This is a genomic window from Bacillus sp. 9.4 (assembly GCF_055486415.1).
Window position 1 is genome coordinate 517,965 of the sequence record NZ_JBVFMU010000002.1, and the last position, 14,768, is coordinate 532,732.

General features: G+C 42.5%; 15 protein-coding genes. 3 read left to right on the plus strand and 12 right to left on the minus strand.

The window, feature by feature from the left end; all coding sequences use genetic code 11:
- Positions 1 to 74: 74 nt before the first annotated feature.
- The 6 genes from ptsP to papB form a co-directional block, all read right to left on the minus strand.
- Complete coding sequence (gene ptsP, locus ACZ07B_RS09155) at positions 75 to 1,787, minus strand: phosphoenolpyruvate--protein phosphotransferase (protein ID WP_003218638.1); 1,713 nt, start codon at positions 1,785 to 1,787, stop codon at positions 75 to 77.
- Complete coding sequence (locus ACZ07B_RS09160; RefSeq protein WP_003154654.1) at positions 1,787 to 2,053, minus strand: phosphocarrier protein HPr; 267 nt, start codon at positions 2,051 to 2,053, stop codon at positions 1,787 to 1,789. Before ACZ07B_RS09160 ends, ptsP begins: the two co-directional genes overlap by 1 nt.
- A 97-nt stretch (positions 2,054 to 2,150) precedes the next feature.
- Positions 2,151 to 4,250: a PTS glucose transporter subunit IIABC gene (gene ptsG / locus ACZ07B_RS09165; protein WP_029727001.1), complete on the minus strand. Its 2,100-nt coding sequence runs from the start codon at positions 4,248 to 4,250 to the stop codon at positions 2,151 to 2,153.
- Between the two features lie 228 nt (positions 4,251 to 4,478).
- The gene (gene glcT, locus ACZ07B_RS09170) at positions 4,479 to 5,345 is read right to left on the minus strand and encodes a glucose PTS transporter transcription antiterminator GlcT (RefSeq protein WP_003218635.1); all 867 of its coding nucleotides are present in this window, start codon (positions 5,343 to 5,345) and stop codon (positions 4,479 to 4,481) included.
- A gap of 62 nt (positions 5,346 to 5,407) precedes the next feature.
- On the minus strand, positions 5,408 to 6,373 hold the full coding sequence (locus ACZ07B_RS09175) for a LacI family DNA-binding transcriptional regulator (protein WP_141949439.1): 966 nt from the start codon (positions 6,371 to 6,373) through the stop codon (positions 5,408 to 5,410).
- 281 nt (positions 6,374 to 6,654) lie between these two features.
- Positions 6,655 to 7,749: a di/tri-peptidase gene (gene papB, locus ACZ07B_RS09180; protein ID WP_464877116.1), complete on the minus strand. Its 1,095-nt coding sequence runs from the start codon at positions 7,747 to 7,749 to the stop codon at positions 6,655 to 6,657.
- A gap of 165 nt (positions 7,750 to 7,914) precedes the next feature.
- Between papB and ACZ07B_RS09185 the strand changes: the two genes are divergently transcribed.
- Complete coding sequence (locus ACZ07B_RS09185) at positions 7,915 to 8,118, plus strand: hypothetical protein (protein WP_014476643.1); 204 nt, start codon at positions 7,915 to 7,917, stop codon at positions 8,116 to 8,118.
- 37 nt (positions 8,119 to 8,155) lie between these two features.
- On the opposite strand, the gene pfeT is transcribed toward ACZ07B_RS09185, so the two are convergent.
- From pfeT to ACZ07B_RS09210, 5 genes are all read right to left on the minus strand, one after another.
- On the minus strand, positions 8,156 to 10,069 hold the full coding sequence (gene pfeT, locus ACZ07B_RS09190) for a metal-transporting ATPase PfeT (protein ID WP_268549750.1): 1,914 nt from the start codon (positions 10,067 to 10,069) through the stop codon (positions 8,156 to 8,158).
- Positions 10,070 to 10,304: 235 nt separating this feature from the next.
- Positions 10,305 to 10,802 (minus strand): endospore biogenesis thiol-disulfide oxidoreductase StoA, encoded by a 498-nt coding sequence (stoA, locus tag ACZ07B_RS09195; protein WP_216999302.1) that lies wholly within the window; start codon positions 10,800 to 10,802, stop codon positions 10,305 to 10,307.
- 50 nt (positions 10,803 to 10,852) lie between these two features.
- Positions 10,853 to 12,190 (minus strand): sporulation protein YkvU, encoded by a 1,338-nt coding sequence (ykvU, locus tag ACZ07B_RS09200; RefSeq protein WP_003245552.1) that lies wholly within the window; start codon positions 12,188 to 12,190, stop codon positions 10,853 to 10,855.
- A 117-nt stretch (positions 12,191 to 12,307) separates the two neighbouring features.
- Positions 12,308 to 12,934, minus strand: coding sequence for a cell wall hydrolase (locus ACZ07B_RS09205; RefSeq protein ID WP_216999304.1), 627 nt, complete (start codon positions 12,932 to 12,934; stop codon positions 12,308 to 12,310).
- Positions 12,935 to 13,232: 298 nt separating this feature from the next.
- Positions 13,233 to 13,427: a hypothetical protein gene (locus tag ACZ07B_RS09210; protein WP_003218622.1), complete on the minus strand. Its 195-nt coding sequence runs from the start codon at positions 13,425 to 13,427 to the stop codon at positions 13,233 to 13,235.
- Between the two features lie 165 nt (positions 13,428 to 13,592).
- Between ACZ07B_RS09210 and ACZ07B_RS09215 the strand changes: the two genes are divergently transcribed.
- Positions 13,593 to 13,778, plus strand: a complete 186-nt coding sequence (locus ACZ07B_RS09215; protein ID WP_003232446.1) for a YkvS family protein — start codon at positions 13,593 to 13,595, stop codon at positions 13,776 to 13,778.
- A 120-nt stretch (positions 13,779 to 13,898) separates the two neighbouring features.
- Here ACZ07B_RS09215 and ACZ07B_RS09220 read toward each other — a convergent pair whose 3' ends face one another.
- Complete coding sequence (locus ACZ07B_RS09220) at positions 13,899 to 14,189, minus strand: YkvR family protein (protein ID WP_123373498.1); 291 nt, start codon at positions 14,187 to 14,189, stop codon at positions 13,899 to 13,901.
- A gap of 255 nt (positions 14,190 to 14,444) precedes the next feature.
- Between ACZ07B_RS09220 and ACZ07B_RS09225 the strand changes: the two genes are divergently transcribed.
- Positions 14,445 to 14,591: a hypothetical protein gene (locus ACZ07B_RS09225; RefSeq protein WP_268549751.1), complete on the plus strand. Its 147-nt coding sequence runs from the start codon at positions 14,445 to 14,447 to the stop codon at positions 14,589 to 14,591.
- The last annotated feature ends 177 nt before the right edge of the window (positions 14,592 to 14,768 follow it).

A 14,768-nucleotide genomic window follows, 5' to 3' on the forward strand; every position in this document is an offset into this window, starting at 1 on the left:
ATGTTATTGTGTCCTTCTATACCCTTACTTATGAAAAAAACCAGACAGGCCGGAGGCCGTCTGGTTTTTGTACATTACTTGAATGTTTCTTTTACGAACGCGACAACTTCTTCTGTCGTGCTCATAGATAAGATTTTCTCTTTGAATGACTCAGCTTCTTGTTTAGACAATTTGCTGATTTGTGTTCTTGCCGGAAGGATAGACGTTGCGCTCATTGAGAACTCATCTAAGCCTAAGCCGAGAAGGATCGGAATCGCAATCTCGTCTCCTGCCATTTCTCCGCACATGCCAACCCATTTTCCTTCTTTGTGTGCTGCTTCAATTACCAGTGTAATTAAGCGAAGGATTGCCGGGTTGTATGGCTGATACAGGTAAGATACACGTTCATTCATACGGTCAGCTGCCATTGTGTATTGGATCAAATCGTTTGTTCCGATACTGAAGAAATCAACCTCTTTAGCAAACTGATCAGCGATGACTGCAGTTGACGGAATCTCAACCATCATTCCGACTTCAATATCGTCAGATACAGCCTGTCCCGCTTTTACGAGCTTTTCTTTCTCTTCAAGAAGGATCGCTTTTGCTTCTTTGAATTCGTTAACTGTCGCAATCATAGGGAACATGATTTTCAAGTTTCCGTATGTACTTGCACGAAGCAGCGCGCGAAGCTGTGTTCTGAAGATTTCTTGCTCTTCAAGGCAAAGACGAATCGCTCTATATCCCAGGAACGGGTTCATTTCTTTAGGAAGCTGCAGGTAAGGAAGCTCTTTGTCTCCGCCGATATCAAGTGTCCGCACGACGACTGATTTTCCTTCCATACGCTCAAGAACCGTTTTGTAAGCATCAAACTGCTCATCTTCTGTAGGCAGCTGATCTCTTCCCATGTAAAGGAATTCTGTACGGTAAAGGCCAACTGCTTCTCCGCCGTTTTCAAGAACACCTTTTACATCATCAGGAGTACCGATGTTCGCTGCAAGCTCTACATGATGTCCGTCTTTTGAGACAGTCGGTTCATTGACAAGCTTCGCCCACTCAGCTTTTTGAGCCAAATAAGCATTATGTTTTTCTTCATACTCTTTTACAGTTTCCGCAGATGGGTCAATAATGACATCGCCATTGATACCGTCAACGATAACAGTCACGCCGTTTTGGATCGTGCCTGTAGCCGCTTTCGTTCCAACAACTGCTGGAATCTCAAGAGAACGTGCCATGATGGCAGAGTGAGATGTGCGTCCGCCGATATCAGTAGTGAATCCTTTTACGAACTCACGGTTTAATTGAGCTGTGTCAGACGGTGTTAAGTCTTCAGCTACAATAATAACCTCTTCTGAGATCATGCTTGGGTTTGGAATTTCGACGCCAAGCAGGTGGCCGGTTACGCGTTTTGTTACATCGCGGATATCTGCCGCACGCTCTTTCATATATTCGTTGTCCATAGATTCAAACATGGTAACGAACATAGAAGACGTTTCTTTTAAAGCGAATTCAGCGTTCACTGAATCAGTGCTGATTTTTTCTTTCACAGGGTTCAGAAGCTCAGGGTCACTGAGAACTAAAAGGTGAGCAGAAAAAATATCAGCTTTATCCTGACCCAGTTCTTTCAAAGCGTGCTCTTTGATTTTTTCGAGCTCTTCTTTTGAACGTGCAATCGCTTCATCAAAACGGCTTACTTCCGCTTCAGAATCAGAGATGTTTTTCTTTTCAACCGTTAAATCTGGCTCTTCAAGCCGGTATGCTTTTGCAATCGCGATGCCGGCTGAAGCACCAATCCCTTTTAATTCTTGCATTACTCGCCGAGTCCTTCGCTTTTCATTGTTTCTTCTAAAGCGTTAAGAGCATCGTTTTCGTCAGCTCCGGAAGCAGAGATTGTGATCTCAGCGCCTTTAGCGATACCTAAAGACATAACACCCATAATAGATTTAAGGTTAACTGTTTTGCCGTTATATTCTAAATTAACGTCAGCGTCGTATTTGCTAGCAGTTTGTACAAGAACTGTCGCAGGACGAGCATGGATTCCAGAATCTGCAGTTACTTTAAATGTTTTTTGTGCCATTTTTATCATTCTCCTTTTAACTTAAAGCTTAATTACTTCACAATATTATATCATACAACCGTACTTGTCATCTGACAAGCACGGCGTACTAACACCCTTATTTTTCAATCTTCACAATATCTTCTTGTTCTCTGTTGACTGAACCGCTTGCTTTAATGCTGACTGTTTCTCCTTCAGCAAGGTTTGTAAATACAATCGGTGTCATGAGAGATGGGACATTCGGTTTGACTGCATCCAGATCAACTTCAAGAAGTTTTTGTCCAGGCTCAACACGGTCTCCTTCTGATACGAAAGACGTAAATCCTTCGCCCTTCAGGCTGACGGTATCAATACCAAAGTGGATTAAAATTTCTCTTCCGCCGTCGGATTGCAGGCCGATCGCATGTTTCGTCGGGAACACATTTAGAATTTTTCCGCGAACCGGTGATACGACAATTCCTTCAGAAGGGAGAATCGCAAAACCGTCACCCATCATTTTCCCTGAGAAGACTTGGTCAGGAACATCCGTAATCGGGTGAATTTCCCCGCTAATCGGAGAAACGAAAACTTCCTCGCCGATTTCATTTTGCAGCGGTTCTGCAATCACTTCCTCAACCTGCTGTCCTACTTCCTCTTGAGCAGATGTTTTCGGTTCAGGTCTAGGCTTGCGTCCCGCAATAATGTCTTGCATTTGTGTTTTTAACCCGTCAGAACGCGGTCCGAAAATAGCCTGAATGTTGTTGCCGACTTCCAGCACTCCGGAAGCGCCAAGCTGTTTCAGACGGTCTTTATCAACCTTTTTCTGATCGTTTACAGTCACACGCAGACGAGTGATACAAGCATCAAGGTGTTTGATGTTTTCCTGGTCACCCATTGCCTGCAGAATCTCATAAGGAAGATCCCCTGCTTCACCTGTTTTCCCAGGTGCTGCTGTTTCTTCCGCAGCATCCTCGCGTCCAGGTGTTTTCAGATTAAATTTGCGGATGGCAAATCGGAATCCGAAGTAGTAAATGACCGCTAACCCTAAGCCGACAGGGATGACAAGCCACCATGCCGTCCGGTTCGGTAAAATACCGAATAGGAAGTAGTCAATTAAACCGCCGGAGAATGTCATACCAATCTTAACATTCAACAGCTGCATGACCATGAATGAAAGTCCCGCAAACAAACAGTGAATCGCAAACAGGACTGGAGCAACGAATAAGAAAGAAAATTCCAATGGCTCTGTGATCCCCGTTAAGAAGGATGTCAAGGCCGCTGAACCCATAATACCTGCAACGAGTTTTTTGTTTTGCGGTTTTGCTTCATGATAAATGGCAAGCGCCGCAGCAGGCAGACCGAACATCATAAATGGATATTTACCTGTCATGAACGTACCTGCCGTTAACTGTACGCCGTCTTTAATCTGCGCCATAAAGATACGCTGATCCCCGCGGATGATTTCTCCTGCTGCACTCTTATAGCTGAAGAATTCATACCAGAACGGCGAATAGAAAATGTGGTGCAATCCGAATGGGATAAGCGAACGTTCAATCACCCCGAAGATAAATGCAGCAAGGGTTGGATTCGCTTCCACTAATCCTGTTGAAAAGGCATTCAATCCATGCTGGATCGGAGGCCAGATCACTAACATAATAAGACCCAGAATCAGTGCAGAAATTGACGTAACAATTGGAACGAAACGTTTACCCGCAAAGAAACCAAGGTATTGCGGCAGTTCAATTGTGTAAAATCTGTTAAACAATAATGCAGCTAACACACCGACGATAATACCGCCGAACACCCCTGTCGCCAGGGTAGGTATACCAAGCATGTTTACATATGCAGGATGGTTTTCCGTAAAGAACTTGGCTCTTTCAACTGAATCCGAAGGAATGGTTCCGTTTGCAAGAAGAACCGCACTCATGGATACATTCATTACAAGATAACCGATAATTGCTGCAATCCCTGCAACTCCATCACCGTTGGCAAGCCCGATGGCTACACCTACTGCGAAAAGAAGCGGAAGGTTATCGAAAACAATCTGCCCAGCGCTTTCCATCACACCTGCTACAAGCTGAACATTGTCATTGCTCAAGAAATGCAGGACCTGAATCATGTCCTTATTTTGCATCGCATTCCCGATCGCAAGCAAAATACCCGCAGCCGGAAGGATCGCAACTGGAAGCATAAGCGCACGCCCAATTTTTTGAAGAACGCCGAATAATGCTTTAAACATAAGAATTGACCTCCTCTTTTTACTAGTCTGACCTTACAGCTAAAAATCATGACAACGAATTCACAGGCGTAAGTCTTCCAGTTTAACCGTTTACATTTGCCCTTTTACACAACAAAAAGGCATGAGCAAAATTGGGTGCGCAAAAGAACGAGAATGAGCTTCCCGTTTTTTTCCCTCAATCACTCATGCCTGATCGAATCAGTAACACGTTATAAGGATAAACTGAATTTATGAAATTTTATTGGTTAATCGGTACAGATGAAGCGTCAGATAAACCGCTTCCGCCTCATGAACTGGTTTCTTCAATGTTTGCTGCAAGATTTTAATCAATTTCCAAGCTGTATTGTAGCATAGCGGATATTCATTTTTCAATAACAACATTAATTTTTCTGGTTCTTTAGTCGGTTCTTCTTTTTTAATTCTTTCTATTGTAAATCTGATATGCCTGATCAGCCGCAAATAGTTGACACTTTCCTTATTTACTTTCATTTGAAATGAGTCTTCAATCACCTCGACAAGCTGCGCCATGAGCTGAGAGTGCTGATTGACCTCGGACAGCGGACGGTTTGTCAACGCTGAATGGATATGCAGAGCGATAAAACCAATCTCCCCTTCAGGAAGGCAGATTCCCGCTTTTTCATTGATCATATCTATGACTTCTTTGGCAATTTGGTACTCCTCAGGATATAGTGACTGAGTCTCCATTAAAAATGGATTTTTCATATCAAATCCCTGCTGCTGCCTTTTGATCGCAAATGCGATATGGTCTGTCAACGCAATGTGAATATGTTCATTTAATGAGTGATTAGTCCTATTGCTTATGTGATAGATGACATCGTTTGAAATATCAACGAGCTTTTCATCAACATAGTCAAGGAGCTTTTTAAACTGCTTTTGTTCCTTCTCGTCTTTTAAAATGAACATTTTATCGTAGCCTTTATCTTCAATGACATCATCTTGTTTTTTTCCGAAACCAATACCTTTTCCGATTAAAACGACTTCGCTGTATTTATGATGAGAAGCAATTAATACGTTATTATTCAGTACCTTTTTCACTGTGAAGGACCCATTCACGATCCTCAGCTCCTTTGTCATTCAATACCTCATATCGTACATAACGAACAGAATGCACGTCAAACCTTTTTTCAATGCATTCACTAAACAGTCGATCTTTCGATGAGACGGTAATCCAGAACTTTCCTTTCAATCGGCTGTCCTTGAATTCTTTTTTCCAGTATGGCAAATGCTTGCTTTCCCATTTCCCTTGTCTGAATATCGATCGTTGTGATTCCAAGCGCTTGGCTGATTTCGTGGTTATCAACGCTTAAGATTGCAAGCTCATCCGGTACTGACACCCGCTGGTTCTTTGCTTCAAGAAAAAGCCCTGCTGAGACTTGGTCATTGGCAACAAAAATAGCCGTCGGCTTTTCCTTCCACGTATTCCATTTATGAAAAAGCGCCTTCCCATCATTGATTGTAATCGCTTTCTCAATTACCCAGTCTTCACGAAATGCCTCGCCGATCTCTTCCAATGCCTCTTTGTAGGCTTTGATTCGAAAATGACTGTTCATGCCTTTTTTTCTTGCCAAACAGATGGCTATTTTTTTGTGCCCTTTGGCAATTAAATAGTCCAAGCCGTTCCGAAATGCTTCTCGATGAGGAATGCTGATGGTTGGGAAGCGGGCATTATCTGAATTCTGGCAAAGCAAAATCGGGCCCTCCCATTCCATGAGTTTCTCATCAGCAAGCGCCTTTGAGCAAAAAATCAGGCCGTCAACCTGGCGCTGCTTTAATTGGGACAGCGCAAAGATTTCTTTTTGTACCTCATAGTTTGTTTGGAATAAAGAGAGGTGAACCCCGGATTCCGCGGCTGCGTCGGCTATTCCTGCAATCAGCTCTGCAAAATATGGCAGATTAACCGTTGGCAAGACAACACCAATCATGTTTGAAAATCCTTTCGACAAATGTACAGCGTGAATATTTCTCGTGTACTCCAATGATTCCATTGCCTCAAACACTCTTTTTCGTTTGTCTTCACTGACGTATGGATGATTGTTTATGACTCGGGAAACCGTTGTAACAGAGACACCGGCTTTTTCTGCAATGTCTTTAATATTAGCCATAGATTCCCTTCTTTCTAAATCCCCTTGATCTGGAATGCGTTTCATACAATATGATATGGACGTACCAGATATCTTTTTGTGTTTTAAGCTGAAAGGAGAAGATCACATGGGTTTCTTCATTTTAATTGGGTTATGTCTCACTGTTCTCGGTGGCAGCTGTCTTGCTGTAAAACCTCTCAACCAAAAACATGAAATTAAACCCTTTCGAACATTTGATGATTTTTTTATTTAATGCAGATAAAAAAGGACGATGTCGAGAACAAAGTCCTTTTTTATTTCTATTACGGCAGTATGATTAATTCCTTTGGATATTGGGTCAGAGCAACTGCTCCGTCCTTTGTTACGTGAACGTCATCCTCAATGCGCACGCCGCCGATCTCAGGCACATAAATCCCCGGTTCGATCGTGTAGACCATGCCTTCCTGCAACAGTGTATCGTTGGCCTGGCTCATTGATGGATACTCATGGACAGAAATTCCGAGTCCATGCCCAAGCCGGTGAGGAAAATAATCACCGTATCCCGCTTTTTCAATGATTCCGCGGGCAGTTAAATCCAGATCTCCGATTCTCACACCGGGTTTGCTTGCCTCAATCGCGGCTTTTTCCGCTTGAAGCACAGTCTCGTAAATGGCCTCCTGCTTCGGATTGATGGTTTTGTATGCAAACGTTCTTGTAATATCAGAGCAATAGCCATCAAGAATAACACCGAGATCAAATAAAACAAAATCACCTTTCTTCAACGTGGCTGTACCAGGATTTCCATGAGGCTGGCCAGATTTTTCTCCGAATAAAACCATTGTAGAGAAAGACATGCCCTGAATTCCTTTTTTCTTCAGTTCGTACTCAATTTGAGCGAGCACTTCCACTTCACTGATGCCTTCACGCAAAGCGGCTGTACCGACTTCAACACCGTAATCTGCAAGCTTTGCCGCCTCTTTCAGCAAACGAATCTCATTGTCTTCTTTAATCAGGCGAAATTGATTGAGTGTTTCTTCTGCTGAAACAAATTGAGCCCCGCCCGTCGCATGCTTCAGCTGGTCTGCACGTGATAGCGAGATTGAATCCTTTTCTACCGCAAGCGTATGTATGCTGATATTTCGCTTTTTCAAGGCCTTCTCTATCAGCTCCCACGGATTTTCGTGATCCGCATAGCCAATGATTTCATGATTCCAGCCTGCGTTGCGGGCCTGTCCTGCTTCCATTCCTGGACAAACAAAGAAAGGCTCCTCTTCTTGAAAAATAAATAACCCCATTAATCTTTCATGCGGCTCTGTGTAAAAACCGGTTAAGTAAAAAACATTTTCTTTTGTATGAATAAATGCGGCAGTATGCCCCGCTTCCTTCAGCCATGAAGAGACGCGTTGTATTCTATTCACTTCTTGTTCCTCCCTGCCATTTGCAATGCATTGTTCTGTCTTCCATTGTAACAGGTTTTACCGGTGTTTGCCTTTCACGACGCCTTCATTTTCTAATGCATTTTATTTCCTGCTCCTCTTCCTGTATACTGACAGTAACGTTCAATCGCAGGGGGGTTGTTCCGTTTGCTGATGAATTTTTTCAGACGAAAAGCAGTTATGCTCTTAACGGTTTTGGGAATTTCCGCTCCTTTTATCGGGATGAAGATGGTGGGCTTTTATTATTACAGCTCTATCATAGGCTGTGCAGCGGGTTTCCTTTGCTGCATCCTCGCTCTCATCCTGGTTATGAAAAGATCTGATAAAGACAAAAATGAAGGGAAAGCTTGATACATAAAAAACCAGCAGCCTGATTAGGCTGCTGGTTTTATTTTAGGAGTCTTAAACCGTTTAGTATGACCAAAATCGTGCTGCCCTCATGACCAATCACGCCAAATGGCAATTCCATCGCCTGCAAAAAGTTTGCACAAATCAGCAGGCAGATTACAGCTAGAGAAAACACGATATTTTGTTTGATGATCCTGTTCATTTTCCGAGACAAGCGGCACATGTTTACGAGCTTTTTCAAATCGTTTTTCATGAGGACCATATCAGCGGTCTCAAGTGCTACATCTGTTCCGCCGCCCATCGCAATGCCGACATCCGCCGCTTTGAGTGCCGGCGCATCATTGATTCCGTCACCCACCATTGCAATCGTTCCGAATTCTTCTTTTAACCGTTTGATTTCATTCACTTTTTGGTCAGGCAGGCATTCTGCTACGACAGTTGTCATGCCGGCTTCCTTGGCAATCGCTTGAGCCGTGTCTTCGTGATCTCCTGTCAGCATGGCCGTTTTAATCCCAAGTCGGTTCAGTTCTTCCATGACCTCTTTTGCTTCAGGCCTGATTTGGTCCTTCAGTGCGATACAGCCTGCTATTTGATCATCCTTTTTCACAAATACAATTGTATGACCGCTTTGAATGACATCTGATGCTGTTTGTTTCATAAATTGTGCTGCCATTTCCTCGCCGATAAAACCTGCTTTACCGACCTTCCATTTCGCACCCGACACTTCTGCCATAACGCCAAACCCTGAGGTTTCTTCTATAGATATGTAGCCGGACTGATTCACGCCGCGGCTTTCAGCGTACGCCGTTATGGCTTGGGCGAGCGGATGGCTTGATTGCGTTTCGATGGCATAGACAGCCTCAAGAACTTCCGCTTCACTGAATCCTTCTGCTATTCTGATCGTCTCTACGGCAGGCTGGCCTTTTGTTACAGTTCCGGTTTTATCAAAGGCGATCATTTGCACAGAGCCCAGCTGTTCAAGAAAGACGCTTCCTTTCACAAGCATACCGTTGCGGGCGCCATTTGAAATCAGGGACAGCGCCGCCGGCATAATAGAGGCGACAAGCGCACAAGGTGACGCGACAACCATAAACACCATTGCGCGGTAGAAGGTTTCACTCCAGCTCCAGCCCAGCGCAAAGTGCGGGACGAATAACAGGAGCCCCACCGCAATTAGCACACCTTTCACATAAGCATTTTCAAATCGTTCGATGAAAGCCTGCGCGGGTGAAACACTATTTTGCGCTGATTCAACCAGTTTGATAATTTTTCTGAATAACGAATCTTCATTCGCTTTCGTGACACGGACAGTCAAGGAGCCATTGCGATTCACCGTTCCTGTGAATACAGTGTCGCCTGTGTTTTTTTCTACAGGCATTGATTCACCTGTTAAAGCCGACTCGTCAAGGCTTGTCGAGCCCGATTCAATGATACCATCTGCCGCTACGCGTTCTCCAGGTTTGATCACAATCATATCACCGGCCTGCAAGTCTGAAACCGGAACTCTTTTGGTTTCACCATTGACCATCAATGTCGCTTCTTCAGGCTCAAGCTGCATTAAAGACGTTAAATCTCTGCTGCTTTTATTCATCGTGTATGTTTCTAAAGCTCCGCTTAAGGAAAAAATAAATATTAAAATAGCACCCTCTGCCCAGTATCCTATCAAGGCGGAACCAACGGCAGCGAAAATCATTAAAAGTTCTACATTCAGCGTTTTGGATTCGAGTGTTTCTTCGATTCCTTCCTTTGCTTTAGCAAATCCGCCGATCACAAAAGCCAGCAAGAAAAGTATTATGGATAATACCTGATATCCGGATAAGAGCCAGCCTGCCAAAATAAGAGCGCCTGATACAAGTGCTGCAACAAGCTCCGCGTGCTGTGCCCAATTTTTTTCCCTCTTGTCTGTTTTCAATGGCTCGTGCGGGTCGCGTTGAACGATAACTTGTTCATTCATATCGAATTCTCCTCTCTAATTGAGAACGTAAATCATCTTCATTTCTCTTATAAAAACAAAATCGCCGCCCAAAAGGCAGCTTTATCGTCAGTTATTTCTCGATGTCTTCCTTTATTATAGCATGCAAGAAGAGAATTTCAATTATAATTATTTTAATTTCTTTTTGATAATAATTATCATTAATGTTTATTCACTTCTTCTCTTTATGAAAAAAGCTGAGAGTCTATGCTCTCAGCTATTCTTCCGTCCATTCCTTCAGTTGTTCCGCTGTCATCGGGCCAATTTTTGTTTTTTCAATTTCTCCCTTTTCATTCAGCAAAAATGATGTTGGGATCGTGATGATATGATACTCCTTCATCAATTCCCCTTTTGAGTCAAGGACAATCGGAAACGTCAGCTTTTTTGCTTTAATAAAGTCTTCAACGACTTGCTGATTTTGTTCCGAATTCACTAAATTCACCGTTACCAGCTTTACACTGTCGGATGGATGGGCATCATAAAACGATTGAAACTGGGGAAGCTCCTTTTTGCAGGGCGGACACCATGACGTCCAAAAATGGAGAATTGTTTTTTGCCCTTTATTCGGAATCGAGATGTCCTCCCCTTCTATCGTTTTCATAAGAAAAACAGCGGGAACAGCAGGCTGTTTTTCCTCAGCTTGTGCCGCACCTGGAAACCATGCAATCAACCCTAATAACATAATGTATATAGTAAGCAAGCGCTTCGTCAACATGGAATCTTCCTTTCATGCTTTTCAATTAGCTTGCCCCTGCTGTTCCTATATCATCCTTCAATTCGCGGCGTTCTGGTCCCTCCCGTAAGGAATACGGATACCTTCAATGCTTTGCAGATCGTGGCATAGTGCAAGCTCGTCAAAAGAATCATGCCAGTGTTCATTCCAAGGATAATCCCGAGCATTTGCAGATTCTCCATTGATCCCAGTACATACATCATACTTAGCGCAACGATATGGCTCCATACATTGTGATAAAAAGCCTCTTTCACAAAACCCATCCCGATTAAGCACGCCTGGAGCGGCATGACAAACAGATGAAAGAGAAAGTAAGGCCACAACAGCTGCAAGTAATACTGCGCTTCAGGAGAGTGAAAAAACAAATGCGTGAGAGGTCCCGCAAACTGGAACATGACCCAGACGGCAGGTATACCGTAACCCAATGTAATGAAAATCGACTGCTTCAGCCTTTTTAACACGATGTCATACTGAGAAAGTGCATAAGCTTCCGAAATACTCGGTATCATGACGACCATTAACGAATGGGCAATAAAAGCAGGGAACGACCCTATCGTCACAGCCACTCCTGCCAGCATTCCGTATTGATCGATCGCCGCTGTCCCGGCAACGCCCGCAGCCAAAAGAGCTCCTTTTACTAAAAAGGGTTCAATTGCATTGACAACCGCATGAAAAATGCGCAGTCCTGTTGTAGGAATTGAAACAGCAAGCAGTCTTTTCCTTACATCCTTTCCGCGCAAATGAATGTGCTGCTGGCCGGATAACGCCCGCCTTGCCATGATAAATTGTGAATATAAATAAACAAGCACGACCACATCACTCACGACTAGAACAAACAAGGAAATCAGCACAGCCATGTCCAATTCAAATGAGTACCATTGAAAAAAGAGGAATAAGCACAAGAGCTGGATGATTTTTTTCAGCACATTGGCAATTGCGATCTTCCCCATTTTCTGCACACCCATAAAGTAGCCCCTGGCGATTGAAGTAAAGGCGACAACAGGAATTAAGCCGATGACAATCCCTTTAATAAACGGATGGTATGTATCAAATACCGGAATAAACGGAAGCGCAATACTAGCGGCGGCAGTAGAAAAAGCAGTAAAAATGGCTGTCATTCTGAAAGCGTGCCTCAGCATGCTTTCATGAAGCTTAGGATTTGACTCGGCAATGAATTTAGAAATGGATATCGGCAGTTCCAGGCTCGCGATGACAATAATTAAAAAGATCGTGGGCAAAATACTCATGTAAAGCCCCATCCCATGCTCGCCAAGCTCCCGCGCCAAAATCATATTTACGACAAATTCAAGGCATTCAGCGAAAAAGGCGGCAATGGATAAAAGAATGATCCCTTTCACAAATCGATTCATGATGTCTCTCCTTGTCTCTTGTACTACCAACATCATATGAGACAAGTTCAAAAATTATTTTATTTTTACTCTTTATATGAAAAAAAGCACAGCTGAGACAAATTGTCTCTTCTATGCTTAGACGGCAAAAACGTGTCTGCCGATTTTTTCTACGATTTTTCTTGAACGAATCCAATTATCTGACGCTGTTTTCGGATTATAAAAGAATATGGCATCTGTTTCTCTATTTTTTGAGGACAGCGCTTCTTCGGCAGCTTCAATCGATTCTTTATCAGGCTTTTGGTTAATGCTCCCGTTTGCGACCGGTTCAAAGGCGTTTTTCTGATAAATAACTCCTCTTATCGTATCAGGAAAACCTTTTTTCTCCGTTCTGTTCAGTACAACGCTTGCTACAGCGACCTTGCCTTTATATGATTCTCCTTTGGCCTCTGCGTGAACGAGACGGGACAGCAACTCTTTTTCAGACTGTGTATATGTTTCTTTCTCATCATTTGTTTTGTCCGGTTTACCTTTCTCTTTCTTTTCAGTGTGTGCTGATAGCTTAATCGGTTTTATTTTCTTGTCCTTATCAGCAGACAGTGAAGGGAAAGATTCATTCGTATTTCGATCTATATGTGTAAGCCATTTCGCTTCTTCATGTTTTGTCTTCTTTGCGCTCAGTAGTGAAGCTTGTGTATGCTCAATTTTGGCTGCAGGCATGAAACAAAGAAGAAAAACAGCCAGAGCAGTGAATTTCGTTGTCATACAGTTTCCTCCTTAAAGTGCTCCAAAAAACACTTCATAACCTTAACAAGAGATTCATTCATTTTCACGGAAAAAGATTTTCCAACTCTCCCAAGGAGGTATCAGGATGGAATAAAGAGGATGACTCACTGCTTAATGGCAAAAAAACAGTCTGAAATTCTATAAATATTGTCAAATTAAAACGTGTTTATCCATATTTGGCACTTTACATTTTATTTACACCTGTTACAGACAGCTGTAATAAAAGGCTTGTATTCTGTCATATATGATAAAAAGGCTTCTCACGTATGAGAAACCTTCAGCTTCTTGGCTGTTCTAAGTATTGAAAGATAACATCTCCGCCTTGCTGGGCAATTCCCCGGAAATGTTTAAAATCATCTTGTTTAGATAACACGGCCCTGAAATCAAGAAAATGCTCTTTCTGGACTCTCAGTTCGTTTATGGCGCCGGTGCGCAGCTGTTCAATCATTTCTGTTATTTCTTCGGGACGCAACAAAAATTCCCCCCTTTTCTTTCTATTGACGAAAATCAATATATCATCTTTATAGCGACAGGACAATTCATAAGGGAGATAAAACTCCTTATCGCTTTACTTCTCAATGAAAATACTGCAAAATACTTTCAAAAGGCATTATTATGTTTAAAGGAGAGGAAGCTTGTGAAAATCGCTAAGGTTGGGAATGTCATTGAATTTAAAAACGGATTAACCGGTGTTGTTGAAAAAGTAAATGAGAATTCTGTTATCGTTGATGTGACGATCATGGATAACTATCGGGATCTTGAGTTAGATTCATTGACAGTTGTTAATCATAAAAATTATAAGATCATAAGAGACTCCTATTAAAACCTCCTTATTTCCACATTTATTCAAAAAACTGCAAGACGGACAATTTAACACCTTACATATGAAATTCGCTTTCTCAAAAGCTGCCGGCCGGCAGCTTTTTTACATAAAAAACACCGATCATGAATCGGCGTTTTTGTCTATTTCCGTTATTTCTATATAGAACTCGCTGACGGACCCTGGTTCGTACAGGTTGGTCAAAGATGTTGAATAATTTGTCATTTCCCCCCGGAAGGCAAGATCGCGTTCCGGAACCTCGACATTAAACGTTTTTTCATACAACAGGACAGCGATATCATGGTAAGTCTCACTCGTAACGTTTAAGGTAAATGCAATTTTACGCTTCGGCTCGCTCTCCTCTTGATATGCAGCCATTTCTAACGTTACATTGTTTAACCGCAATGTCTTCACTTCATATCACTCCTTTATAGTCCATGCATCTTAGCATACCTTAGCGAGTGTTTACAATGAATCTGTTCTTAACGGTTATATGAACCAATTCATTCGAAAAGACACCTTTACAAACATATGTTCGATAAATTATAATAAAACAGACGAGCTGCCATCCAGCATCCCGTCTTTTCATTAGAAAGCGGCGAGTGGAATTCCCCCCGGATTCGCTCGTCTTTTTTATGTAAAACCCCCTCATTTCTGAGGAGAAACTATATGGTCGATTATCAACAAGTCATGGTTCTCCACGTACCTTGGCGCCTTGAATTTCCCCATCCTTTAATGAGAGCGGTCAATCAATTCTCATCATGTTTTTTAGATAAACCAGCATCCATTCAGGAAGTATATGAGGTAAGTTTTTAAAGTTCTAGTTATTCGTGCGCTTCCATATCGATCCTGAACAAATCTGAATGAAATGCAATAATCCTGCTATCAAGTAGTATGTGTATGACTTGAATCATGGAAGCAGAATAAATTCAACACATCCGTAATTACTTGAAATGCGTACTATAACATAAGTTTGAATGTGTATTTCAAGCC

Bases quoted from the DNA above. Each gene is read 5' to 3' on its own strand.
- ptsP (WP_003218638.1), bottom strand. From the start codon at position 1,787: ATGCAAGAATTAAAAGGGATTGGTGCTTCAGCCGGCATCGCGATTGCA.
- ACZ07B_RS09160 (WP_003154654.1), bottom strand. From the start codon at position 2,053: ATGGCACAAAAAACATTTAAAGTAACTGCAGATTCTGGAATCCATGCT.
- ptsG (WP_029727001.1), bottom strand. From the start codon at position 4,250: ATGTTTAAAGCATTATTCGGCGTTCTTCAAAAAATTGGGCGTGCGCTT.
- glcT (WP_003218635.1), bottom strand. From the start codon at position 5,345: ATGACAAAGGAGCTGAGGATCGTGAATGGGTCCTTCACAGTGAAAAAG.
- ACZ07B_RS09175 (WP_141949439.1), bottom strand. From the start codon at position 6,373: ATGGCTAATATTAAAGACATTGCAGAAAAAGCCGGTGTCTCTGTTACA.
- pfeT (WP_268549750.1), bottom strand. From the start codon at position 10,069: ATGAATGAACAAGTTATCGTTCAACGCGACCCGCACGAGCCATTGAAA.
- stoA (WP_216999302.1), bottom strand. From the start codon at position 10,802: ATGTTGACGAAGCGCTTGCTTACTATATACATTATGTTATTAGGGTTG.
- ykvU (WP_003245552.1), bottom strand. From the start codon at position 12,190: ATGAATCGATTTGTGAAAGGGATCATTCTTTTATCCATTGCCGCCTTT.
- ACZ07B_RS09205 (WP_216999304.1), bottom strand. From the start codon at position 12,934: ATGACAACGAAATTCACTGCTCTGGCTGTTTTTCTTCTTTGTTTCATG.
- ACZ07B_RS09225 (WP_268549751.1), top strand. From the start codon at position 14,445: ATGGTCGATTATCAACAAGTCATGGTTCTCCACGTACCTTGGCGCCTT.